This window comes from Rhodococcus sp. 320_ES (assembly GCF_059691855.1).
Genome location: NZ_JCAWAG010000005.1, coordinates 267,175 through 291,132, shown reverse-complemented (window position 1 = coordinate 291,132; position 23,958 = coordinate 267,175). Strand labels below are relative to the sequence as shown.

At 67.8% G+C, this 23,958-nt stretch carries 17 protein-coding genes; 6 read left to right on the top strand and 11 right to left on the bottom strand.

Features of this window, described 5'->3' with window-relative positions:
* Positions 1–13: 13 nt before the first annotated feature.
* Positions 14–3,310 carry an error-prone DNA polymerase gene (locus AC59JP_RS19045; RefSeq protein ID WP_497327374.1) on the bottom strand — a complete coding sequence of 1,099 codons (3,297 nt, stop codon included), beginning with the start codon at positions 3,308–3,310 and terminating at the stop codon, positions 14–16.
* A gap of 134 nt (positions 3,311–3,444) precedes the next feature.
* Here AC59JP_RS19045 and AC59JP_RS19040 point away from each other — a divergent pair, with 134 nt between their 5' ends.
* From AC59JP_RS19040 to AC59JP_RS19030, 3 genes are read left to right on the top strand one after another with little or no spacing between them, the layout of a single operon-like run.
* Positions 3,445–4,356 (top strand): NAD(P)/FAD-dependent oxidoreductase, encoded by a 912-nt coding sequence (locus tag AC59JP_RS19040; protein WP_497327373.1) that lies wholly within the window; start codon positions 3,445–3,447, stop codon positions 4,354–4,356.
* A 10-nt stretch (positions 4,357–4,366) separates the two neighbouring features.
* Complete coding sequence (locus tag AC59JP_RS19035; protein WP_497327372.1) at positions 4,367–6,481, top strand: MMPL family transporter; 2,115 nt, start codon at positions 4,367–4,369, stop codon at positions 6,479–6,481.
* Positions 6,482–6,505: 24 nt separating this feature from the next.
* Positions 6,506–8,470: an SDR family oxidoreductase gene (locus tag AC59JP_RS19030; RefSeq protein ID WP_497327371.1), complete on the top strand. Its 1,965-nt coding sequence runs from the start codon at positions 6,506–6,508 to the stop codon at positions 8,468–8,470.
* Between the two features lie 3 nt (positions 8,471–8,473).
* Here AC59JP_RS19030 and AC59JP_RS19025 read toward each other — a convergent pair whose 3' ends face one another.
* Genes AC59JP_RS19025 through imuA' form a run of 4 tightly spaced genes read right to left on the bottom strand, consistent with a single transcriptional unit; the run spans position 8,474 to position 12,742 of the window.
* Positions 8,474–9,226 (bottom strand): alpha/beta fold hydrolase, encoded by a 753-nt coding sequence (locus tag AC59JP_RS19025; protein WP_497327370.1) that lies wholly within the window; start codon positions 9,224–9,226, stop codon positions 8,474–8,476.
* A 29-nt stretch (positions 9,227–9,255) separates the two neighbouring features.
* Positions 9,256–10,455, bottom strand: a complete 1,200-nt coding sequence (gene dinB / locus AC59JP_RS19020) for a DNA polymerase IV (protein WP_497327369.1) — start codon at positions 10,453–10,455, stop codon at positions 9,256–9,258.
* Complete coding sequence (locus tag AC59JP_RS19015) at positions 10,452–12,041, bottom strand: DNA polymerase Y family protein (RefSeq protein ID WP_497327368.1); 1,590 nt, start codon at positions 12,039–12,041, stop codon at positions 10,452–10,454. Before AC59JP_RS19015 ends, dinB begins: the two co-directional genes overlap by 4 nt.
* The gene (imuA', locus tag AC59JP_RS19010; RefSeq protein WP_497327367.1) at positions 12,038–12,742 is read right to left on the bottom strand and encodes a DnaE2-dependent mutagenesis accessory factor ImuA'; all 705 of its coding nucleotides are present in this window, start codon (positions 12,740–12,742) and stop codon (positions 12,038–12,040) included. Before imuA' ends, AC59JP_RS19015 begins: the two co-directional genes overlap by 4 nt.
* A 220-nt stretch (positions 12,743–12,962) precedes the next feature.
* Here imuA' and AC59JP_RS19005 point away from each other — a divergent pair, with 220 nt between their 5' ends.
* Positions 12,963–14,162: a serine/threonine-protein kinase gene (locus AC59JP_RS19005; protein WP_497327366.1), complete on the top strand. Its 1,200-nt coding sequence runs from the start codon at positions 12,963–12,965 to the stop codon at positions 14,160–14,162.
* A 3-nt stretch (positions 14,163–14,165) separates the two neighbouring features.
* Here the strand turns inward: AC59JP_RS19005 and AC59JP_RS19000 are convergent, their stop codons facing one another.
* Together AC59JP_RS19000 and AC59JP_RS18995 are read right to left on the bottom strand one after the other, a co-directional pair.
* Positions 14,166–14,813 carry a response regulator gene (locus tag AC59JP_RS19000; RefSeq protein ID WP_497327365.1) on the bottom strand — a complete coding sequence of 216 codons (648 nt, stop codon included), beginning with the start codon at positions 14,811–14,813 and terminating at the stop codon, positions 14,166–14,168.
* Positions 14,810–16,051, bottom strand: a complete 1,242-nt coding sequence (locus tag AC59JP_RS18995) for a PspC domain-containing protein (protein ID WP_497327364.1) — start codon at positions 16,049–16,051, stop codon at positions 14,810–14,812. The genes AC59JP_RS19000 and AC59JP_RS18995 overlap by 4 nt, the downstream gene beginning before the upstream one ends.
* 114 nt (positions 16,052–16,165) lie before the next feature.
* Here AC59JP_RS18995 and AC59JP_RS18990 point away from each other — a divergent pair, with 114 nt between their 5' ends.
* Together AC59JP_RS18990 and AC59JP_RS18985 are read left to right on the top strand one after the other, a co-directional pair.
* The gene (locus AC59JP_RS18990; RefSeq protein WP_497327363.1) at positions 16,166–17,362 is read left to right on the top strand and encodes a PspC domain-containing protein; all 1,197 of its coding nucleotides are present in this window, start codon (positions 16,166–16,168) and stop codon (positions 17,360–17,362) included.
* Complete coding sequence (locus AC59JP_RS18985) at positions 17,355–17,570, top strand: hypothetical protein (protein WP_497327362.1); 216 nt, start codon at positions 17,355–17,357, stop codon at positions 17,568–17,570. Before AC59JP_RS18990 ends, AC59JP_RS18985 begins: the two co-directional genes overlap by 8 nt.
* A 3-nt stretch (positions 17,571–17,573) precedes the next feature.
* On the opposite strand, the gene guaA is transcribed toward AC59JP_RS18985, so the two are convergent.
* The 4 genes from guaA to guaB all read right to left on the bottom strand — a co-directional run bounded on the left by guaA (position 17,574) and on the right by guaB (position 23,685).
* A complete protein-coding gene (guaA, locus tag AC59JP_RS18980) occupies positions 17,574–19,136 on the bottom strand; it encodes a glutamine-hydrolyzing GMP synthase (protein WP_497327361.1) in 1,563 nt (520 codons plus the stop codon).
* 20 nt (positions 19,137–19,156) lie between these two features.
* Positions 19,157–20,869 carry an FAD-dependent oxidoreductase gene (locus tag AC59JP_RS18975; protein WP_497327360.1) on the bottom strand — a complete coding sequence of 571 codons (1,713 nt, stop codon included), beginning with the start codon at positions 20,867–20,869 and terminating at the stop codon, positions 19,157–19,159.
* Positions 20,870–20,924: 55 nt separating this feature from the next.
* Positions 20,925–22,067, bottom strand: a complete 1,143-nt coding sequence (locus AC59JP_RS18970) for a GuaB3 family IMP dehydrogenase-related protein (RefSeq protein WP_497327359.1) — start codon at positions 22,065–22,067, stop codon at positions 20,925–20,927.
* Between the two features lie 76 nt (positions 22,068–22,143).
* The gene (gene guaB / locus AC59JP_RS18965) at positions 22,144–23,685 is read right to left on the bottom strand and encodes an IMP dehydrogenase (RefSeq protein WP_497327358.1); all 1,542 of its coding nucleotides are present in this window, start codon (positions 23,683–23,685) and stop codon (positions 22,144–22,146) included.
* Positions 23,686–23,958 lie beyond the last annotated feature (273 nt).

The following is a 23,958-nucleotide window of genomic DNA, read 5'->3' as shown; positions in this document are numbered from 1 at the left end:
GACACGTCGCCCGTCATCGGAAGTCGCGCGACCTGAGGATGACCCGCAGATCCAGGGCCTCGAGCTGGTCGGCGACCACCGTGACCGCGCCCTCCGCGTTCTGCACCTTGCCGCGTACGAACAGCGCCGTCGACAGCTGCGCGAGCTTGCGGTACTTCGACCACAGGCCGATCGAACACACCACGTTGACCATCCCCGTCTCGTCCTCGAGGTTGATGAACGTGACACCCGCGGCGGTGGCCGGACGTTGCCGATGTGTCACCGCCCCCGCCACCAGAACCCGGTCTCCGTCGGTGACGCTCAGCAAACGGTTCGCCGGCACCACCTTCATCTCGTCGAGCCGTGTGCGCAGGAACTGAGTGGGATAAGTGTCGGGTGAGACCCCGGTTGCCCAGATGTCGGCGGCGGCCAGCTCCCATGCGCTCATGCCGGGAAGCGACGGTGAGCGTGTCGACGCGCCCAAACCGGGAAGTCGATCGGGTCGTTCCGCCGCCGCGGCCCCGGCCGCCCACAACGCTTCTCGACGGGTCACTCCGAAACACGTCAGAGCGCCGGCGGTCGCCAACGACTCGGCTTGCGCCACCGACAGTTCCACTCGACCGGTGAGATCGAGGAAGCTCGTGAACGGACCGCCGGCAAGACGCGCGTCGACGATCTTCTCGGCCAACGGCTTTCCGACGTTGCGGACGTCGGCCAGGCCGAGGCGCACCTCGTTTCCCCCGCCTTCGACGGTCGCCTCGGCGAGGCTGGCGTTCACATCGGGTCCGTGTACCGGCACACCGTGGCGACGAGCGTCGGCGACCAACGACTGCGGCGAATAGAACCCCATCGGTTGTGCCCGCAGCAGACCGGCGCAGAACGCGGCCGGATGGTGCAGCTTGAACCACGACGAGTAGAACACCAGCGCGGCGAAACTTTGCGAATGGCTCTCGGGGAAACCGAAATTGGCGAAGGCGTAAAGCTTGTCGAAGATTCGGTCCGCCTTCTCCCCGGTGATGCCGTGCAGCTCACGCATACCGTCGTAGAAGCGGCTGCGGAGGCGTTCCATCTTCTCGGGGCTGCGCTTGGATCCCATGGCCCGACGCAGTTGATCGGCTTCGGTTGCCGAGAACCCGGCCACGTCCACCGCCATCTGCATCAGCTGCTCCTGGAACAGCGGCACACCCAGCGTGCGCTTGAGCGCATTCTCGAGCGACGGATGATCGAAGGTGACCTCTTCGAGTCCGTTGCGGCGCTTGACGTACGGGTGCACCGAGTTGCCCTGGATGGGTCCGGGACGAATGAGCGCGACCTCGACGACCAGGTCGTAGAACTCACGTGGCTTGAGCCGCGGCAGCGTCGCCATCTGTGCGCGCGACTCCACCTGGAACACGCCCACCGAATCCGCTCGCTGCAGCATCTCGTAGACCGCCATCTCGGACAGGTCCAGCTGCGCCAGGTCGACAGTGATTCCCTTGTGTTCTGCGACCATGTCCATCATGTAGTGCAACGCGGACAGCATTCCGAGCCCGAGCATGTCGAACTTGACCAAACCGACTGCGGCACAGTCGTCCTTGTCCCACTGCAGAACGCTGCGGTTCTCCATTCGCGCCCACTCGACCGGACAGACGTCGGCGATGGGGCGATCGCAGATCACCATTCCGCCGGAGTGGATTCCGAGGTGCCGCGGAAAGTTCTCGATCTGTGCGGCGAGATCGAGCACCGGTGCCGGAATGTCGTTGTCGGCCTTCGGGTGTCCCCTACTGGACCACCGATCGATCTGCTTGCTCCACGCGTCCTGCTGCCCCTGCGAGAACCCCAACGCGCGGGCCATGTCTCGCACCGACGACTTGCCGCGGTAGGTGATGACGTTCGCCACCTGCGCCGCGTAGTCGCGGCCGTACTTGCGGTAGACGTGCTGGATCGCTTCCTCGCGGCGGTCCGACTCGATGTCGACGTCGATGTCGGGCGGCCCGTCCCTCTCCACGGAGAGGAAGCGTTCGAACAACAGCGCATTCTTGACCGGATCGACGTTGGTGATCCCGATGGCGTAACACACGGCGGAGTTCGCTGCCGATCCTCGCCCCTGGCACAGAATGTCGTTCTGCTTGCAGAACGTGACGATGTCGTGGACGACGAGGAAGTACCCCGGAAACTCCAGCCCCTCGATGGTGCGCAACTCGTGCTCGATCTGCCGGTACGCCGCCGGATTCGCGTGCGACGGACCGTATCTGACCGCCGCGCCGCGCAGGGTGATCTCGCGCAGCCAGCTGATTTCGGTGTGCCCCTCCGGCACGTCGAAGGGCGGCAGCTGGGGAGCGATCAGGTGCAGGTCGAACGCGCAGTCTCGCCCGAGCTGCGCTGCTGCGGCCACCGCGCCCGGGTACTGCGCGAACAACGTTTCCATCTCCGCCCCGGATCGCAGATGCGCCCCGCCCAGAGGGGCCAACCACCCGGCTGCTTCGTCCAGACTTCGGCGCGCGCGTACGGACGCCATCGCCATCGCCAGCCGGCGTCGGCTGGGCTCCGCGTAGTGCGCCGCCGTGGTGGCGACCGTCAGCAGATCCATCTTCCCGGCCAGGTGCGCGAGCACGTCGTTGCGCTCGTCGTCCTCGGGAACGCCGTGTCGTGTCAGCTCCACCGCCACCCGGCCGGATCCGAACCGGTCGACGAGTTCCGCCAGGGCCCGTTCGGCACCGGCCGAGCCGGTCTCGGCCAGGCCGCGTCGCACACTTCCCTTGCGGCACCCGGTCAGGATCTGCCAGTGCCCGCCCGCGGCGTCCGTGAGCCGATCCAGGTCGTATCGCAGCTTGCCCTTCTCCCCGCCGGCCATGTGCGCGGCGGCGATCTCGCGCGACAACCGCCGATAGCCCTCCTGCCCGCGGGCGAGAACCAACAGATGGTCGCCGCCGGGATCGGGTGAGCCGGTACGCGGATCGGAGAACCCGCCGTTGCCGAGCGAGAGCTCCGATCCGAACACCGTGCGCATCCCGAGTTCGCGGGCCGCCTCAGCGAACCGCACCACCCCGTACATGCCGTCGTGATCGGTGAGGGCGATGGCGTCCAGGCCCAGCCGCGCCGCTTCCTCGACCATCTCCTCGGGCAGGGAGGCACCGTCGAGGAAGCTGAACGCCGAGTGGGCGTGCAGTTCCGCGTAGGGCACGGACACCGGTTCGTTGGGCTCGACGGACCCTCGGTACTCGGCCCGTTTGCGTGACCAGGCGGGGCTGTCGCCGCCGTCGCCGGCCAGTGGATCGACGACCCGGCCCGGACGCCCGGACAGAACGCGCTCCATCTCCGTCCAGGTCGGAGGACCTTGGTTCCACCCCACCGAGCACCGCTTCCATCACGTCGTTCGCCTTCAGCTGTTCGAACATGTGTTCCCATTAGACACCTCGGCCGCGCGTTCCGACAACCGCCCCGAGCGCACCCATCGGGTACGGGTGAGCTGGTACTAGTGGAGCAATGACAACCCCACACGTCACCGTCGTCGGTGCAGGTATCGCCGGAGCCGCGTGCGCGGTCGCGCTGCGCGAGGAAGGCCGCACGGTGCGCATCCTCGATCGCGGCCGCGCGCCGGGTGGACGCATGGCCTCCCCCGAGCTGCACGGCCGCCGAGTCGACACCGGAGCGGGGTACTTCACGGTCTCCGACGACGGGTTCGGCGCCGTCGTCCAGGGATGGGCGAAGGCCGGGCTGGCGCACGAGTGGACGGACACGTTCGGCGTCCTCGCCGCCGGTTCGGACCCGCAGACCAAGACCGGTCCCATGCGCTGGGGCACGCCGGGTGGCCTGCGGTCGTTGGTGCGGAACCTGCTGGACGGGTTCGACGTCGTCACCCGGACCGTCGACGAACTTCCGGCCGGTGACGTGGTGATCGCGATGCCCGACCCGCAGGCCGCACGGCTCACCACCCTGGAGGACGCGGTCGACTACGAGCCCGTCATCGCCGTGGTGGCCGAATTCGCCTCACGCGCATGGCCGTTCGAGAACGCGGCGTTCGTCAACGACCATCCCGACATCTCCTTCGTGGCCGACGACGGCGCGCGTCGTGGCGACGGGGCACCGGTTCTCGTAATCCACACCACCGCAGACCGCGCCCGGCAACACCTGGACGCACCCGACGGCGCGATCGACCCCGTGCTCGCCGCCGTGTCCGACGTCCTCGGCGCCGCCGATCCCGTGTGGAGCCACGCGCATCGGTGGACGTTCGCCAAGCCCGCGGACCACCACGATGCGCCCTTCGGATACACGAAAGAGAACGGGCGAATCATCGGTTTCGCCGGTGATCAATGGTGCCCCAACGGTTCTCCGCGCATCGAAAGCGCCTGGATGTCCGGTACCGCGTTGGGAAAGCAGATCGCCGCGGACACATAGGATCATCGGCATGACTCGTTGGGCCGCTTTCGCCGTCGGACGCAAATGGTGGGTGCTCGTCACCGCCGTTCTGATCGTCGTGATCAGCGGAATCTGGGGACTAGGCGTCTTCGGCAAACTCGGCTCCGGCGGCTACGTCGACTTGAACAGCGAATCGGCACAGGTCGCGCTGAAGGTGGCCGATCTCGGAACGGCCACCCCCGACATCGTCGCGATCTACAAGGCCCCCGCCGGGCAGTCGCTCGACTCGATCGGCGGCGCCGTCGAGCAGACCCTGAACACCTTTCAGAGCGAGGTGAAACCGGCCAAGGTCACGTCCTACTGGACCGGCACGGCGCTCGAGAAGCCGCTACTGGTCTCGAACGACGGCACCATGGGGCTTGCCGCGATCACCCTCGGCGACAACACGGGCGTCACGCTGGCGACGTTCGGCGACCTTCTGACCAAGCTCGAGGTCCCGGGTGTCCAGTCGCAGTTCGCGGGCCAGTCCGTCGTCGCCGTGTCGCTGAACACCACGCTCCAGGACGATCTGGTGCGTGCCGAGCTGATCGCCATCCCGATCACGTTGATCCTGCTGGTGTTCATCTTCGGCGGACTGGTCGCCGCACTCGTTCCCGTCGTCGTCGGAGCCCTGTCGGTTCTCGGAGCACTGGCGGTTCTGCACGGATTCACCTACCTCACCGACATCAGTTCCTTCGCCATCAACGTCGCGTCCCTGCTGGGACTGGGCCTGGCCATCGATTACGGACTGTTCATCGTGAGCAGGTTCCGAGAAGAACTGAGAACCGGCGCCGACCCGTCCGACGCCGCGATCCGAACCGTTCTGACCGCCGGACGAACCATTGCGTTCTCCGGCTTGCTGCTGATCTGCGCATTCGCCGGAATGCTCGTGTTTCCGCAGGCGATCATTCGCTCGCTCGGCTACGGCGCCATGGCCGCGGTGGCGTGCGCGGCCATTCTGTCCCTGACCGCAGTTCCGGCCGTTCTGGCCATTCTCGGTCCACGCATCAACGCCATCACCTGGTCCCGCACCGCGTCCGATCGCGGCGAGCAACGCGCTCAGAAATTCTGGGGCGCCGTGGTCACCCGAGTGATGCGCCGTCCGATCGCGTTCGCGACGGTGATCGTCGTCGGCCTGCTGGTGCTCGCGGCTCCGCTGGTCGGGGTGAAGTTGGGCGACGCGTCGTACACCGCCCTCCCGGCGAGCGACCCCGCGCGCATCGCCTACGAGACACTCGCCGCCGACTTCCCCAGCACGGGCGACGGCGCCGTCGTCGTCCTGCAGGGCGACGGAACGCGGCCCGACGGGGCGGCCATCAGCACCGTCACCAACGAGATGAAGGCCGTCGACGGGGTGAGCAACGTCCAATTCACCACGGCGAAGGACGATTTCGTCGTCTTCCAGGCCGTCTACAGCGAGGGGGCCGACCAGGCCGCGACGCAGAACGTGGTGACCGGCTTGCGCGCCCTGCCGGCGCCGCCGGGCACCGACATCCAAGTGGGCGGCAGCGCAGCACTTCTGCTCGACAGCAACCACGCCATCACCACCTGGCTCCCGGTGATGCTGGCGATCATGGTGGTGTCCACCCTGGTGCTGCTGTTCCTCGCGTTCGGCTCGGTGGTACTGCCGATCAAGGCGGTTCTGATGGCCGCGCTGAGCATGGCCGCCACGTTCGGCGTCCTGACCTTCGTCTTCCAGGAAGGCCACGGAGCGGGGCTGCTGGGTATCACGCCGTCTCCCCTCGAGGCGACGTTCGTCGTGCTCATCCTCGCCGTCGTCTTCGGTCTGTCGACGGACTACGAGGTGTTCCTGATGTCTCGGATGGTCGAAGCACGCAACGCGGGCGCCACCACCGAGGAGGCGGTGAAGCTGGGGACCCAGCGCACCGGCCGCATCGTGACGGCGGCGGCGCTGATCCTGATCATCGTCACCGGCGCGTTCACCATCTCCGGCCTGTCGATCATGCGGTTCCTGGGCGTGGGCATGATTCTGGCCCTGATCATCGACGCCACCATCATTCGCATGCTGCTGGTGCCGTCGCTGGTCAAGCTCATGGGCAACGCCAACTGGTGGGCGCCGACGTGGATGAAGCGGATCCACTCCAAGGTGGGCATAGGCCACTAACTTACTTCGGAGTAAGTTGGCGCCATGCGACACACTCTGGTCACCGGCGGCACAGGATTTCTAGGGCGCGCAGTGCTCGCGCGTCTCCTCGACGAGGCCCCGGACGCCCACCTTCACGTGCTGGCGAGAGCCACGTCCGTGGGCAAGGTGCCCGAGCACGAGCGCATCACGCCCGTCGTCGGCGATCTGACCGAGCCGGGACTCGGGCTCACCACCGGCGACCTGCCCGGCCGGCTCGACGACGTGATCCATCTCGGCGCCGTCTACGACCTGCGGGCCGGGGAGGAGCAGGCTGCCACCAACGTCGACGGAACCCGTGCGGTGATCGACGTCGCACGCTCCACCGGCGCCACCCTGCACCACGTCTCCACCATCGCCGTCGCCGGGGACACGACGGGAACCTTTCGGGAGTCCGATTTCGACCGCGGACAACGGTTTCCGACGCCCTACCACCGCACCAAGTTCGAGGCCGAGAAGCTGGTGCGGGAGGCCGCCGGACTCACCTGGCGGATCTACCGTCCCTCGGCCGTCGTGGGCGATTCGGTGACGGGTGAGATCGACAAGATCGACGGGCCGTACTACCTGTTCGGCATGATCGCCGCGCTCGCCAAACTGCCGACGGGCTTTCCCATGGCCGTTCCGGCGCTGGGGTCGACGAACATCGTTCCCGTCGACTACGTCACCGCCGCACTCGTCGCGCTCGCACTGACGCCCGGTCTCGACGGCCGCACGTTCCATCTGGGTTCGCCTCGGCCGCAACCGATCCGGGAAGTGTACTCCGCGCTGGCCCGCGCCGCCGGCGCTCCGGAAGCGCGCGCAACCCTTCCGGGCAAGCCCGCGGACGCCTTTCTTCACTCGGAGAGCGCGCCCGTGTCCACGATCCGCAAGGTGGCGCTGCGCAAGTTCGGCATCCCCTCGGTGATGGCCGACCACCTCACGTTCCCGTTCGAATTCGATACCGCCCAGACGCGAGAAGCGTTGCGGGGAAAGGGTATCGACGTTCCGGATCTCGAGTCCTACGCACCGGCGCTCTGGAACCACTGGGAGAAGCACCTCGACCCGTTGCGTGCACGCCGGCAACACCCGGCAGGTCCCCTGGTCGGCCGACACGTGCTCGTCACCGGCGGTTCCTCGGGCATCGGCCGAGCGACGGCCATCGCCGCAGCGCGAAAAGGGGCGGTGCTGTTCCTCCTCGCCCGCGGAGAGGACGAACTGAACAGAACCGTCGAAGAGATCAGGGCGTTCGGCGGAACCGCCTACGGCTACGTGTGCGATGTCACCGACTCCGAGTCGGTCGACGTGACCGTGAGATCGATTCTGCACGAACACGATCACGTCGACATGCTCGTCAACAACGCAGGCCGATCCATCCGGCGGTCCCTGTTGCGCTCCACCGACCGCCTCCACGATTTCGAACGAACGATGGCCGTCAACTACTTCGGTGCGGTTCGGCTGATCCTGGCCCTGCTCCCCCACATGACCGAACGCAAATACGGCCACGTGGTCAACATCTCCAGCGCTGCAGTGCAAGCGCACACCCCTCGGTTCGCGGCGTACGTCGGCAGCAAGTCGGCGCTCGACGGGTTCACCGAGGTGGCCGCAGCCGAAACCCTCGGCGACGGCATCACGTTCACCACCATCCACATGCCGCTGGTGGACACCCCGATGATCGCCCCGACCGAAGACGGCAACGCCGGTCCGATCGCGACTCCGGAAAAGGCTGCTGCCATGGTGATTCGCGCGCTGGTGGAGCGACCCAAGCGCATCGACGTTCCACTGGGCACCTTCGGCGAGTGGGGCGCCCTCGTCAATCCACGCGGGAAAGACCGCGTGATGCATCAGTTCTTCCGTGCGTTCGACGACTCGGCCGCGGCGAAGGGTGAGGCGCCCCGCACCACGGAGGCGCCGAAAGCCGTTCACGCCAAGGAGATCAAGGTACCCAAGCTGGCTCGCCGTCTGGGACGTCTCGTCCCCGGCGCGCACTGGTGACGATCAGCCTCGCATGAGGAACGGCACGACCGCCGCCTCGAAGCGGTCGTAGTCGTCGCGGTGCACACTGTGCCCGATCGGGATGGTCACGACCTCGCACCGAGCGATGCCGGCACTCAATGCGATCAGCCTGGTCGGGTCCATCATTCCGGACGGACCGCCGACGATCACCAACGTCTCGGCTTCGATGTGCGCCAGGGCATCCCACCACTGCGCGTTCGGCGTGCGGAACTGCGCCAGGGCGGAGGACGTCATGGAACGGTCGAACGCCAGCACGGCCCGCGGATGCCGCAGCGCACTGGTCGTGGCGTGCATCAGCTCTCGGAAGGTCGGAAACCGGTTGGTGATCTTGGGCGGCGGGTCGCCCGGGCTGATGGGGAGCGGCGATTCTTCGATCACGAGTCGGCGGACTGCGTCCGGTCGCCTCTGCGCGACGAGCGAACTGGCGTACCCACCGAGCGAATGACCGACCACGTCGAACCTCTCGATGTTCAGGTGGTCGACGAGGCGTTCGATGTCGGTGCCGAACTCGGCGAACTCGTAGGACGCGGTGTGCGCGCTGCGACCGTGGCCACGCAGGTCGGGAACGATCACGCGGCGGCCGAGGCTCACGAGATCCCGAGCGAGGCGATCCCAGGTGTATCCGTCCCCTCCCATGCCGTGCACCAGCACGACGGGAACCGGGTCGTCGCCCCCGGAATCACGGAAAGCCAATGCGTGTCCGTCGACGATGTGGGTGGCTTCGATCATCTGCACGCGTTCCGAGGGTAATACTCCGATCGCCGCTAGTCCGACAGCATCGGAACGGTGAGGTGGGGATCGCGCCCGAGCAGGACGCCTCGCGTGAGCGCCGAGGTCCCGAACTTGTCGTGAACACTGTCGAGCGCGGAGTCGAGCGAGAGCGGATCGATCGTGTCGAACGGCAGCTCGAGCTGCAGGTGCGCGTCGTCCTCGATGTTCGACACCGCAATCCCGATCAGCGTGATGCCCTTGGCCTCGATGGTGGGCGTCGCCGCCTCGAGGAGTCCGCGTGCCGCGTTCAGGATCACCTGCGTCTCGGCAGTAGGCCGGGAGACGGTGCGGGACCGGGTGGCACGGGTGAAGTCGTCGAAGCGCAACCGCAGCGTGACCGTTCGGCCCACCCTGCCTGCGGTGCGCATGCGCCGAGTCACTCGATCGACCAGGGCGGTGAGCGAGGCGTCGATGTCCTCGGCGGATGTCGGGTTACGCCCCAGCGCGTGCTGCGCGCCCACGGATTTGCGGCGCCGGCGGGTGTGCACCGGGCGTGGGTCCACCCCGTGCGACAGGGCGTGCAGGTGGCCGCCCGCGGCCTTGCCGAGAACGGCCGCCAGCGCCCCCTCTCGGTGGGAGGCCAGGTCACCGATGGTGCGGATGCCCTGTGCGTGCAGCTTCTCCGCGGTGATTCGGCCGACTCCCCACATACGTTCGACCGGGAGCGGGTGCAGGAACGCCAGCTCGCCGTCGGGGGGTACCTCGAGCAGTCCGTCCGGTTTCGCGACCGCACTCGCGATCTTGGCCAAGAACTTGGTTCGCGCGATACCGACCGTGATCGGGAGACCGACCTGATCGGCGACCGTCGTGCGCAACTGCGCGGCGATGTCGACCGGGCTGCCCGAGAGCCTGGCCAGACCGGCCACGTCGAGGAACGCCTCGTCGATCGAGATGCCCTCCACGAGCGGCGTGACGTCGTGGAACACCGCGAACACGTCCTTGCTCGCCTGCGAATACGCGGACATCCGCGGCGGCACCACGATGGCATGCGGACACAACTGCAAAGCCTGCCGCCCGCCCATCGCGGTCTTGACCCCGTAGGCCTTGGCCTCGTAGCTGGCGGCGAGCACCACGCCGCCGCCCACGATGACGGGCCGACCGCGCAGCCGCGGGTCGTCCCGTTGTTCGACCGACGCGTAGAAGGCGTCGAGATCGGCGTGCAGAACGGTTGCCGCGCGGCCGGGGGTGCTCACTCGTAGATCCCTTCCACGAACCAGCGCCCGGTGTCGTAGACGAGCAGCAACGCCCTGGTGTCCTCGAGCAGAACCTGCGCGCGGGCGATCTGCCGTGCCGACGAGGTGGCGCCGATGTCCCACCACCGCTCGTCCACCGACCACGGTCCCGCCCAGCCGTGCAGCGGCCAATCCTTCTTTCCCCACCGCACCCGAGCCGGGACACTGTCGAAACCGCCGCGATCGGTGACGTGTATCGACTGCCCGGACGTACTCGTCATCGTCACCTCCGGCCGTGTCGGCATCAGCGCGGTCGGTGACGGTTCCGGCAACCGACCGGGCCACGGAGCGGTCGGATCGGCTTCGGGAACCAGCTCGTCGCCCAACGGCAGCAACGTGATTCGCTCCGCCGGTCCTCGTCCTCCGCTGAGGACGCCCACCTGGACGGCGTCTCCGCCGAGCAGACCCTGCACCCGAACCAACGCGCGTCGGGCGCGTTCGTCCTCGTCGCCGACGCCGCCCCACAGGCCCAGCTGCAGGGCGCCGGCGGAGACCACCTCGACCGGTTCCAACCGCAGAACGGTGATGCCCGCCGTGGGCTTGTTCTCGCTGCGTCCGGTGAGCCACCCGTCGAGCTGCCATCGGACACGGTCCGCCGTGCCCTCGGGGGTCAGCGGTTCCGCGCAGCGCCAGGTACGCGAAAGATGTTCCCCGTTGGCCGTTTTCGCCTGAACCAGCAATCGGGTGCAGGCAACTGCCGCCGCGGAGAGCGTGATGTGCAGCTTCTCGGCCAAGGCGCGTCCGGCGAACGCCGCCGCGTCGACTCGGTCGATGGGCGGGTCGCAGTGGTACTCCACGTCCAGATCCGGGGGAAGCACCCGAGACGACGGGGGTCGTTCCGATTCGCCGCGAGCGCTGCGGTGCGCGGCCACGGCGTCCGTTCCGAACCGCGACGCCACGTCGACCGGGGACAGGGCGCCGAAATCACCGATGGCGCGCAGACCGAGCCGCTTCAGCAGATCCACCAGTTCGGCGCGCTCCGGCGCGGCGAGACTGGGTTCGGCGGACAACTCCTCCACCGGCAGTGGGGCGAGGAACTGTGCGCCCGCACCGCGCGGAACCAGAACTCCGTGACGGGCCGCGATGACCGCGGTGGACAACTCGTCGGCGATGCCCACCTGACACTCGACGCCGGTGGCTGCCACCGTGTCGACCAGCCGCTCGGCCGCCGCGTCCTCGGAACCGAAGTACCGGGTGGCACCGCGCGCCGGGAGCACCAGAAGACCGGGTCGCAGTACCTCGATACCGGGAACGGCCTCGTCCACCGCGGCGGCGACCGGTTCGAAGAGTCGGGCATCCCGATCCGGATCTGCCTGTGCCACATGCAGATCCGGGCAGCGCGCCTGCGACTCACGCTTGCGCAGCCCTCGTCGCACGCCGTCCGTTCGCGCCGTGGCGGAACAGGCGATCACGCGGCCCCCCGCGATCACCGCCACCGGAGCGGACGCGGGCAGGCTCGCCGCGGCAGCCGCAGCCACCGCGGGCCAATCCGGGCACCACACCGCCAACACACGAGAGGGCTGGAGCACCCGGGAGGGGCCGGTCATATCGCGGCGAGCTGTGGGCGCCGGTTCTCGGTCCACTCGACGTGGCCGCCCACGGACGCCACGTCGAAGTGACCGATGCGGGGCTGGGACGACCGACTCGACACCTGCACCGCGAGATGCAACGACCGCACCCTGCCGTGTCCCAGTGCGCTGCCCGCACCGAGACCGCCGTAGCCGTCCACCCGCGCATCGAGACGCAGTTCCGCGCCGTCCCACTGACCGTCGGTGACGATGAGCGTCGACCCCTTGTTCCTCGCACGCGCGATCACCGCTCGGGTTCGCGACGGCGGAACCGAGGTGCCACCGAGGCCGAGAACGACCAGATCGAGACCGTCGAGCAGAACGGCCGCGATCTCCACGGGATCGTCACCCGGCTCGGGAATCCAGGCGCAGCGGGAAAGATCGGCACCGTGTTCGGTGGCGGCGAGCAGACCGAGCCGCGGGCACCCGATGACCGCAGCGTGCCGTCCCGACCCGGTGACGGACGCCAGCATCCCCACCAGCAGCGACCCCGCACCCGAGACCGACACCACGGACCCGCGCACCAGACCACCGTGAGGCAGCAGAGACGCCAGTGCAGACGGCACCGGCAGAACGGACTTCTCGGCGCTCGGCACCGAGGCGATCCGGCGACGAATATGCTCGACCCGCTCGGTTCGGGACAAACCCTCGAGCATCTCGAAGTCCACTTGAACCGGCATGATCACTCCATTCGACACACACGACCACGACCACGACCACGAGCACGAGCACGACCGGCCTCCGGCCTTCCCGCACGACCAGCGTCCGGCCTTCCCGCACGACCAGCGTCCGGCCTTCCCGCAGTGCATTCGAACGCTTGTTCGAACACATGTCCCAGTAAAGCCGGTCCCCGTTCCGTCGTCAAGACAGCCGAAATTAGCCCGGGATAACCTCGGCACTGTGACGGAGCAACAGCGTGCGCGGGCGGTCATCGGACCGGACTACCTTCTTGCCGGGCGGTACCGATTGGACTCGAAACTCGGTGGCGGAGGCATGGGCGCGGTCTGGCTCGCGGTCGACACCCTGCTCAGCCGCAAAGTGGCCGTCAAGCAGGCGACATCGACCGCCGACCTGACGGCCGAGGCCGCCAAGTCCATCCGCGAGCAGGCCATGCGTGAGGGCCGTATCGCAGCTCAGCTCGCCAACCCGCACGCCATCGCGATGCACGACGTCGCGATCGACAGCGGTGAGCCGTGGCTCATCATGGAGTACCTGCCCTCCCGCAGCCTCGCCATGGCGCTGAACATCACCGAGTCGCTTCCCCCCGACGAGGTCATCCAGATCGGCGCTCAGGTCGCCGATGCACTCGCGGCCGCGCACGCCGCCGGCATCGTCCATCGCGACATCAAGCCGGGCAACATCCTCATCGCCGATCGCGGCAGCGGTATGGGCATGGTCAAGATCAGCGACTTCGGCATCTCGCGGGCCAAGAACGACACGCACGAGGAGAACAGCAGCGTCATCACCGGAACACCGGCGTACTTCGCCCCCGAGGTGGCACGCGGCGCGGATCCCACCGAGGCCTCCGACGTGTTCTCCCTCGGCGCGACGCTCTACACCGCCACAGAGGGCCAGCCGCCGTTCGGTGTGGACTCGGACTCCATCGCCCTGCTGCACAAGGTTGCGGGCGCACGCATCACACCTCCGCGGCGCAGTGGAGCGATGACGGCGACACTGCTGCACATGCTCGAACCAGACCCGGCGAGACGGCCGAGCATGGAGCAGGTGCGCGAGCGACTCGTAGTGCTGGCCGTCGGCAAGAACGGCAGCCCGAGCTCGGTGCTGAACCAGCCGTTGCGCGCGGCGGACGGCACCGTCCCGTTCTGGGCGCGGCGAGGCGCCCGCGGCGGCGCCACCACCACCACCCGGCGAGCCGAACGCATTCACGGACAGACGATGACCGGCCTTCCGGCCGCGCACGAGGGGACTCCGTTGGACCGGGTGCCGAGGCCCAGCGAGGCGAGCGAGACCACCAAGCCCAAGACGCGCTATGCCCCACCGGCTTTCGAAGCGCCGAAGAAGAAATCGCAGACCCCGGTGTACGTGGCGATCGCCGTGGTGGCCGTGATCCTGCTGATCGTTCTGCTCGTCGCTCTGTGATCCTCAATCGATCCGGCGGGTGTGCGCCCACCTCGTGAGCGCATTTCGGTTGGACTGCTGCGTCTTTCGTAGAACGTTGGAGGCGTGCGTCTCGACGGTCTTGATCGAGATCACCAGATCCTCGGCGATCTCACGATAGGTGTACCCGCGGGCGAGCAACCGAAGAACCTCGAGCTCTCGTGGCGTCAGCGAATCCAGCTCCGGGTCCAGAGGGGGCTCCGGTGCCGCCGACTTTCCGGTGAAGGAGTCGAGCACGAAACCGGCCAGGCGCGGGCCGAACACCGCGTCTCCCCCGGCGACTCGGCGAACTCCGTCCGCGAGTTCGCTGCCGGAGATCGTCTTCGTGACGTACCCGCGGGCGCCCGCGCGGATCACCGCGATCACGTCCTCGGCCGCGTCGGACACGCTGAGCGCCAAGCACACCGGCCCGTCGGCGATTCCGGAGAGCACCGCGACTCCGCCGCCGTCGGGCATGTGCACGTCGAGAAGGACGACGTCCGGCTTGGTCGCGTCGATTCCGCGGACCGCCTCGGCTACGGAACCAGCCTCACCGACGACCTCGATGTCGGATTCGCGGCCGAGTTCGGCCCGCACTCCGGACCGGAACACCGCGTGGTCGTCCACGAGAAACACCGACAACCGTTCGCTCACGCGCTCTGATCCTCCGCTCGAAGTTCGTGCCCTCGCGGCATGAACAGTCTGATCTCGGTGCCGCGGCCGAGAGTGGACCGCACCTCGACAGACCCTCCACGCCGTTCGATACGAGCCCGCACCGATTTCGCCAAACCCTGTCGGTCCGTGGGAACGTCGTCGACGACGAACCCGGTTCCCCTGTCGCGTACGAACACCGAGACCCGATCGGGCTCGACCTCCGCGAACAGGTCGACGGTGGTACTTCCGGAATGCTTGGCCGCGTTCACCAGAGCTTCGCGGGTGGCGCCCAGAACAGCCGTGACGGCCTCGCGGCTCAGACCCGAACGCTCCTCCGGCTCTTCGAGATTCACGTCTCCGACGGTGACCGGGTCGACGGTCACGGCGTAGTGGTCTTCGACCTCCCCCGCGATGGTGGCCAACGCCCGGGTGAGAGACGAGTGGTCCGCCTCGCTTCCGCCGAACAACCAGCGTCGCAACTCGCGTTCCTGACTGCGCGCCAACCGCACCACTTCGGACGGGCGGTCGGATTGCTTCTGAATGAGGGCGAGGGTCTGCAGCACCGAATCGTGAAGGTGCGACGCAATTTCCTCGCGCTCGTCGTTGCGAATGCGCGCTGCACGCTCCGCGCCGAGTGCCTGCCAGAGCCGCATCCACAGCGGAACCGTGAGCAAGCCGGCGCCGACCAACGTGACCACCACGGCCAGGAGGGACGACCGCAGCGACGCGATGTCGACCCGAGCGAGAACGACCACCGCCAAGCCGATCACGACGAGGGTGGCACCGGAGGCGATGCGCGCCCAGCCCAGAACCGACGTGCGTTTGGTGGGGACGACGGCGGAACGCGAACCGGCGGAATCGAATTCACGCCAGACGAGGGCGACGCCGATGGCCACCACCACGACCGGACCCAGGAAGGACGACGTGACATCGCTGAGCAGCCATCCGAGTCCGACGGCGAGTCCGATACCGATGGCGGCGAGACCGTAGGCCCGTTGTCGCTCGGCCGCAGTGGGTCTCACGGTGTCGGTGCCTGCCGAGGTGAAGATCCACAGGGCGCCGTACGCCGCGACACCGGCCCCGGCGAGCGCCGAGAGGACCGCGAACACCAACCGCACCTTGAACACGTCGACCCCGAGGTGGTCGGCGATGCCGCCGCACACACCGGCCACGACCCGGCCGCCGGCGCGACGGGTCAGCGTCGGCGTCGGGTAGAGATCGACAGAGGAGGTGGACACACTTCGATAGTGACACGCCCCGGCGGATTCACAACACCCCGGCGCAGGAGTCGGGGGTAAAGATCAGGGTTTGCCCCGATGTGCCTTGCACACCTCGGGTTCGAAGATGAGTTCATGACCAATCCGACGATTCCCGATCAGGCGGCCGAGTTGTGGCGAACCCGGCCCGTTCGACTTCCCGACCAGGGCCCGGTTGCCGGCGTCGCCGCCGGAATCGGCTACCGGTACCGCATCGATCCGGTGATCGTGCGCGTAGCCTTCGCCGTGGCAACGGTGTTCGGCGGCACCGGAATTGCGCTCTACATCGCGTGCTGGCTGACGTTCACGAAACCGGGTGAGCAGTTCTCGCCGGCCGACTCGCTGTTCGGCCGCGGCCGGACCGGCGACACCAACACCGCCGCCGTCGTTCTGGCTGTCGCACTTGCCATCTCCCTGGTCGCCCTCGGGGTGGGACTCGGCGGATCGGGCCCGGTGTCGATCGCTCTCATGCTGGGCGGGTGGTGGTTGCTGCACCAGCGCACACCCGTTCCACCCCCCATGCCGACACTGCCCACCACCACCGCGACGAGCCCGCCGCCGCAGTGGGGCCCGTATTCCGTGCTGCCGAAGCAGTACGTCGCCGCCGAGCGGCCGAACGAGCCGGTCGACCTGCAGAAGAAGCCTCCGTCCTGGGACCCTCTCGGCGTCGCACCGTTCGCCTGGGACCTCCCCGATCCGTCCGCACCGCCGCCCACGGCATCGAAGCCCGAGAAGAAGAAGTCCCGATTCACCTCCGTGGTCATCGGACTGGCCATCATCGCGGCCGCCGTCACCGCTGCGATCGGCTCGGGCAGCGACGTGAATCCCGTCCGCATCGCCGCTGTCGCCCTCGCCGTCGTCGCCGCCGGACTGATCGTCGGTGCCTTCCTCCGACGCGGCCACGGGCTCTTGATCTGCGCCACACCGCTCGCAGGGTTCGTCATTCTGGCGAGCGCCGTCGATTCGTCCGGCACCGACAACGCACCCGTCGGGGACCAGGATTTCACCCCCACCACGATGACGCAGCTGATGCCGACCTACACCTCGAGTCTCGGCGATCTGACACTCGACCTCACCGAGCTCGACCTGACCGCCGACCGATCCGTGACCATCACGTCGGGCGCCGGCGACGTCGAGGTGAAAGTTCCGGAGACGATGAACGTGCGCGCCGTGTGCACGTCCGGCCTCGGCGACACCGACTGCCTGAACGGCGACACGGCGCAGACCAGCGGTCCCCTGCTGACGCTGACGATCGACAACTCACTCGGAGACGTGGAGGTACACCGTGACTGAACGACCGGACACCAAGAAGCGCCCGTCGGTGCTGCTCCTGCTCGCAGGAATCGCGGCACTCGTGGTCGCGGTGAGCGCGCTGGTGCAGAAGAATCCGCTGACAGTCGTCGACCACCTCGAATTCGGCTGGATCGCCGTCGCAGCCGCCGTGGTGGTCGGCCTCGCCCTGGTACTGGCGCCGGTCATCGGCCGCCGACGTAACCGCTAGCGGTTACTCCCATTCGATGGTGCCGGGTGGCTTGCTCGTCACGTCGAGCACCACCCGGTTCACCTCGGCCACCTCGTTCGTCACCCGCGTGGAAATGCGTTCGAGCACGTCGTACGGCACCCGGGTCCAGTCCGCGGTCATAGCGTCCTCGCTCGACACCGGCCGCAGCACGATCGGGTGGCCGTAGGTGCGGCCGTCGCCCTGCACGCCGACGCTGCGCACGTCGGCCAGCAGGACGACCGGGCACTGCCAGATCTGGTTGTCCAACCCCGCGGCGGTCAGCTCCTCGCGCGCGATCGCATCCGCCTGACGCAACGTGGCCAGGCGATCCGGGGTGACGGCACCGACGATGCGGATGGCCAGCCCTGGACCCGGGAACGGTTGCCGTCCGACGATGTCCTCGGGCAGTCCGAGTTCGCGGCCCACGGCCCGCACCTCGTCCTTGAACAACAGTCGCAGCGGTTCGACCAACGAGAACTCGAGATCTTCGGGCAACCCGCCCACGTTGTGGTGGCTCTTGATGTTCGCCGTCCCGGCGCCGCCACCGGACTCCACGACGTCCGGGTACAGCGTTCCCTGGACCAGGAAGTCGACGGTCCCCTCGCTCTCTCCCAGCACCTCGGAGACCGCACCTTCGAAGGCCCGGATGAACTCCCGGCCGATGATCTTGCGCTTGGTTTCGGGGTCGCTGACACCGTCGAGATCACCCAGGAACTTGTCGACGGCGTCGACCGTGACCAGCCGGGCGCCGGTCGCGGCGACGAAGTCCTGCTGCACTTGCTCACGCTCGCCGGCGCGCAGCAGACCGTGGTCGACGAACACACACGTCAGACGGTCACCGATGGCGCGCTGCACCAGTGCGGCCGCGACCGCGGAGTCGACACCTCCGGACAGACCGCAGATGGCTCGACCTTCCCCGACCTGCGCCTGCACCTGCTCGACCAATGCATCGGCGATGTTGGCCGCGGTCCACGTCGGTTCGATTCCGGCGATCTCGTGGAGGAACCGGCTGAGCACCTGCTGGCCGTGCGGTGAGTGCATGACCTCGGGGTGGTACTGCACGCCCGCGAGGCGACGGGCACGGTTCTCGAACGCGGCGACCGGGGCGCCGGCACTGGTCGCGACCACGTCGAAACCGTCGGGCGCTTCGGTGACGGCGTCGCCATGACTCATCCACACGGGCTGAGTCGACGGTAACCCGTTGTGCAGGGTTCCGCCCGTGACGTCGAGTTCTGTGCGACCGTATTCGCGAGTACCGGTGTGGCTCACCGTTCCTCCCAAAGCGCCCGCCATCGCCTGGAAGCCGTAGCAGATGCCGAACACCGGGATGTCGAGATCGAACAGTGCCGGATCGAGTTGCGGCGCACCGTCGGCGTAGACGCTCGACGGTCCACCCGACAGCACCACGGCCGCCGGTTTCTTCGCGGCGATCTCGGCAACCGACATCGTGTGCGGAACGACTTCGGAGAACACGCGCGCCTCGCGCACCCGCCGGGCGATCAGCTGCGCGTACTGCGCTCCGAAGTCGACGACGAGAACGGGAGCTTGCGGCGCGGTGTCGGTCACGCGCTCAGTCTAGAGAGCGCTCAGGCGACGGGCGCCGACGACCTGATCTCCACGATCGGAAGACGTAGGGCTGCCGGTGCACTCGCCGGGACGACCGGACTGCGCGGTGCGATGGGATCGAGCCGGCGGTACGGCTGCCCCTGCGCGGGGCGCAGATCTTCCTCGCCCTTGTTGGGCCACAGTGCCGCCGACCGCTCGGCCTGCGCGCTGATCGTGAGCGAAGGGTTGACACCGAGGTTGGCCGACACCGCCGAGCCGTCGACGATGCTCAGAGTCGGGTAGCCGTGCACCCGGTGGTACGGATCGATGACGCCGTGCGCGGCGTCCTCCGAGATCACGCAGCCACCGAGGAAGTGCGCGGTGAGCGGGATGTTGAACACCTCGCCCCAGGTGCCGCCGGCGATACCGTCGATCTTCTTCGCGATGCGGCGGGTGGCCTCGTTGCCCGCGGGGATCCAGGTCGGGTTCGGTTGTCCGTGGCCCTGTTTGGAGGTCACGCGGCGACCGAACAGCCCCTTCTTGGTGTACGTGGTGATCGAGTTGTCCAGGTTCTGCATCACGAGGGCGATGATGGTGCGCTCGCTCCAGTCCTTGACGCTGAGCATGCGCACCATCAGAAGCGGATGGCGCAGCGCCACGCCGAGGAAGCGCATCCACCGCGGAATGCGTCCGCCGCCGTCGGTCATCAGGGTCTGCAGCAGACCCATCGCGTTGGACCCCTTGCCGTACCGGCAGGGTTCGATGTGCGTGTCGCTGGTCGGGTGGAAGGACGAGGTGATCGCGACACCTCGGGTCAGATCCATGTTCGGGTCCACCTTCAGCTTTCCGGCGCCCACGATGGATTCGGAATTGGTGCGGGTGAGTTCGCCGAGGGTCTCCGAGAGCTTCGGCAGCGTTCCCTCGTCCTTCAACCGGTGCAGGAGCTGCTGGCTACCCCACGTGCCCGCGGCGAGCACCACGTTGTCGGCGGTGAACGTCTTGCGGCCCTTGCGGATCCACGATCCGGTCCGTTCGGTGTCGATCCGCCACGACCCGTCCTGCTGCTCGCGCAACGCGGTGACGGTGGTCATGGGGATGATCTGGGCTCCGGCGCGTTCGGCCAGACCCAGGTAGTTCTTGAGCAGGGTGTTCTTGGCGCCGTGCCGGCAGCCGGTCATGCATTCGCCGCACTCGATGCAGCCGGTCCGGTCCGGACCCACGCCGCCGAAGTAAGGGTCGGGCACGGTCTTTCCCGGCTCGTCGCCGAAGAAGACGCCGACCGGGGTCTGAATGAACGTGTCCCCCACGCCCATGTCCTCGGCGACGGACTTCATCACGTGGTCCGCCGGCGTCATGTGCGGGTTCTGCACGACACCGAGCATCCGCTGCGCCTGCTCGTAGTGCGGCGTCAGCTCACCGTGCCAGTCGGTGATGTGGGCCCACTGGGTGTCGTCGAAGAAGGACTTCGGCGGCTGGTAGAGCGTGTTGGCGTAGTTGAGCGATCCGCCGCCGACGCCGGATCCGGCGAGGATGAGGCAGTCGCGCAGCAGGTGCACGCGTTGGACGCCGAAGCACCCGAGCTTGGGGGCCCACAGGAACTTCTTCAGGTCCCAGCTGGTGGCGGCCATGTCCTCGTCCTCGAAGCGCCGGCCCGCTTCGAGGACGCCGACCCGGTAACCCTTCTCCACCAAGCGCAGAGCGGTCACGCTGCCGCCGAAGCCCGATCCGATGACCAGCACGTCGAAGTCGTTCATGACGCAACATTATCGTATGTGTACCGGCGGGTAACACGAAAATCTCGAAAAAATGTCAGGCGCGAACGTTGAGCCCGACCTTCTGGAACTCCTTGAGATCCGAATAGCCCGATTTGGCCATCGACCGTCGAAGTCCGCCGACGAGGTCGAGGGAGCCGAACGGATCGTCGGACGGCCCGGTCAGGACCCGTTCGAGCGACGGACGTCGGTCGTCGAACGAGACCGGCATCAACGCACCTCGCGGCATCGACGGGTGCGCGGCGGCGGACGGCCAGTACCACCCGCGACCCGGCGCGTCTGCCGCCGCCGCCAACGGCGCGCCCAGCACGGCCGCGTCCGCTCCGCAGGCGATGGCCTTCGCGAGCTGTCCGGACGTGGTGATGTCACCGTCGGCGATCACGTGGACGTATCGCCCGCCGGTTTCGTCGAGGTAGTCGCGGCGCGCCGCCGCGGCGTCGGCGATGGCGGTCGCCATCGGGACACCGATTCCGAGAACCTCGTTGGTGGTGGTGGCACCCTCGGTCGATCCGTATCCGACGATCACGCCGGCCGCACCGGTGCGCATCAGGTGCAGCGCCGTGCGGTGGTCGCTGACCCCGCCTGCGACGACAGGGACGTCGAGGTCGGCGATGAACGTCTTGAGGTTGAGCGGCTCCTCGCTGCCGTGAGCCACGTGCTCGGCCGAGATGATCGTTCCCTGCACCACGAGCAGGTCCACTCCGGCCTTCAGCAGCGCCGGCGTCAGGGTGAGCGCGCTCTGCGGACTCACCCGCACCGCCACCGTCACTCCCGCGTCACGCACCTGCGCCACGGCAGCCGCCAGGAGGTCCGGCTGAATGGGTGCCGCATGCAACTTCTGCAGGAAGGCCACCGGAGCGTCGGAGTCGACGTCGGATTCCGCGATCGCGATCAATTCGTCGATCTTGGACTGCACGTCGGCGTGCCGGCTCCACAGGCCCTCACCGTTGACGACGCCGAGGCCCCCTCGTTTGCCCATCTCGATGGCGAACTCCGGTGAGACGAGCGCATCGGTGGGGTGCGCCAGAATCGGGATGTCGAACCGGTAGGCGTCGAGTTGCCACGCCGTCGACACCTCCTTCGACGATCGGGTCCGCCGCGACGGAACGATGTCCACGTCGTCGAGTTCGTAGGTCTTGCGGGCGGTTCTGCCCATGCCGATTTCGACGAGGTCGCGCACGCGCGTCCTTTCTTCGGGGGTGTGTGGCCGGTGGGTGTGTAGCGGACAGGTAGGCCGGAGGCCGGTCGGAAAAGAGTCAGCGAACCGTGTAGTTGGGTGCCTCGACGGTCATCGTGATGTCGTGCGGGTGGCTCTCCTTGAGACCAGCAGCGGTGATCTGAACGAACTGTGCCTCCTGCAGATGCTCGACACTGTCCGATCCCGTGTAGCCCATCGCGGCGCGAAGACCACCGGTCAACTGGTGGATGACCTGCGACAGCGGTCCCCGGAACGGCACTCGGCCTTCGATGCCCTCGGGCACCAACTTGTCCTCGGCGAGCACGTCGTCCTGGAAGTAGCGGTCCTTAGAGAAGGACTTCGCTCCCCCACGGCCCTGCATCGCGCCGAGCGATCCCATGCCGCGGTAGCTCTTGAACTGCTTGCCGCCCACCAAGATCAGCTCGCCCGGCGACTCCGCCGTCCCCGCCAGCAGAGAACCGAGCATGGCGGTGGACGCACCGGCGGCCAGCGCCTTGGCGATATCCCCGGAGAACTGCAGACCACCGTCGGCGATCACCGGCACGCCGGCGGGTTTGCACACCGCGACGGCTTCGAGGATCGCCGTGATCTGCGGCGCACCGACTCCCGCGACGACGCGGGTGGTGCAGATCGATCCGGGTCCGACGCCCACCTTCACGGCGTCCGCGCCGGCCTCGACCAGCGCGAGCGCGCCCGAACGAGTGGCGACGTTGCCGCCGATGACCTGCACTCGATCGCCGACCTCGGCTTTGACCTTGCTGACCATCTCGAGAACCATCGAGTTGTGTCCGTGCGCGGTGTCGACCACGAGCACGTCCACACCGGCCTCGCTGAGCGTCATCGCGCGCGCCCAGGAGTCGTCGCCCACGCCCACCGCGGCACCGACCAGCAGGCGTCCGTCGCGGTCCTTCGTGGCGAACGGGTGCTGCTCGGTCTTGACGAAGTCCTTCACCGTGATGAGCCCGGTCAGATTTCCCTGACCGTCCACGATGGGAAGCTTCTCGATCTTGTGGCGACGCAGCAGACCCAACGCGGCATCCGCCGTCACGCCCTCACGTGCGGTGATGAGCGGCGCCTTCGTCATGACCTCGGCCACGGTCCGGGTCTGATCGACCTCGAAGCGCATGTCGCGATTGGTGATGATGCCGACGAGCGCGCCCATCTCGTTGGTGACCGGGAGACCCGAGATGCGGAAGCGCGCGCACATCGCGTCCACCTCGGCCAAGGTGTCCGTCGGCTTGCAGGTGACCGGATCGGTGACCATTCCGGCCTCGGAGCGCTTCACCATTTCCACCTGCGCGGCCTGATCGGCGACGGAGAGGTTGCGGTGCAGCACACCCATGCCGCCCGCACGGGCCATGGCGATGGCCATCCGCGCCTCGGTGACGGTGTCCATCGCGGAACTGACGAGCGGGACGCGCAGCCGAATGTCGCGGGTGAGCTGACTGGATGTGTCGACGGTGCTGGGAACGATGTCGGAGGCGGCCGGAATGAGCAGGACGTCGTCGAACGTGAGTCCGAGCATGGCGACCTTGTTCGGGTCGTCACCGCCGGTTCGCACGAACGCTCCGGACTCGGTGGGCCTGTTCGAACTTGTCATGGACTTCTCTGGCCCTCCTGGAGCACGGGTGGTGTATGGGTCGTCATCTTATCGGGTGAACCGACCGACCCCCACCGGCACGCATGACTCCGGCCTACCCGCAACATACCGACCGGCCTCCGGCCTATCCGCACATCCCGACCGGCCTCCGGCCTACCCGCATATCCCGACCGGCCTCCGGCCTACCCGCACATCCCGACCGGCCTCCGGCCTACCCGCACATCCCGACCGGCCTCCGGCCTACCCGCACATCCCGACCGGCCTCCGGCCTAC